We start from the raw sequence: 795 nt of genomic DNA on the forward strand, positions 1-795 counted from the left end.
CCCGACGACTCCCCCCACCGCGCCGTCCGGCACGCCAGGCCCCGCGGGCGCCTGCGACGCGACCGCGGCGACTTCCGTCGCGGCCGGGGTATCCACCTGCTCCACCACCGGCTCCTGCTCCTTCACCGGCTCAGGAACCTTCGCGGGCACCACCAGTTCCTGCCGCTTCGGGCGCGGCTTCTGCACCACCGGCTTCACGGGCTCCGGGGCCGCCTGCTTCGGCGCGCCCCCCCCCAACGGCGGCGGAGGCGGCGCGTAGGCCATCAGCACCAGCTCCGGCTCCGGCTTCTTGAGTTCGGGCGGCGGGCGGGTCGACACCATCATCACGCCCACCGCCACCGCCAATACGTGCGCCACGGTCGCGGTCAACAGGGCCCCGCTCCAGCGACCCCATCCCGCCTCCGCCGTCGCGGTCGCGGACTGGAAGAGCCCCACCGGGCTCCGCGCCGCATCCGCACGCGCGGTCACAGCTTGCGGCAGCGTCGGGGCAGCACCCAATCCGTCGTTGAAGTTGAGAATGGTTCGCATTTTCGGTCGCCGGAAGGGGATATCCCCTGACGGGTGGCAACGTCAATCTGGAGCGATGCTGAAATCATCCCGGCGCGTCACCACCGGACTGTTTCGTCGCCAAGGGCGCGATTTTCCGAGGTGCGTGACGACCCCGCTGCGTATAAAGGCCTTCCGTCGGCTCGTTTCTGTCGTCGGCCGACTGTCGCATCCCGTGCGACACGCTTAACCCCCCCATCCATGACGCCGGCCCTTCCCCACACCGGGCGTGAAGCCCCCCGCGAGAGC

1 pseudogene is annotated in these 795 nt (G+C 70.7%); it reads right to left on the bottom strand.

The features are described from left to right. Nucleotides 1-528, bottom strand: a pseudogene (locus tag D7V77_RS42275) (energy transducer TonB); the annotation flags it as partial. Nucleotides 529-795 lie beyond the last annotated feature (267 nt).

Origin of the sequence: Corallococcus sp. CA041A (assembly GCF_003612075.1) — a bacterium.
Classification (GTDB): Bacteria; Myxococcota; Myxococcia; order Myxococcales; family Myxococcaceae; genus Corallococcus; species Corallococcus exiguus.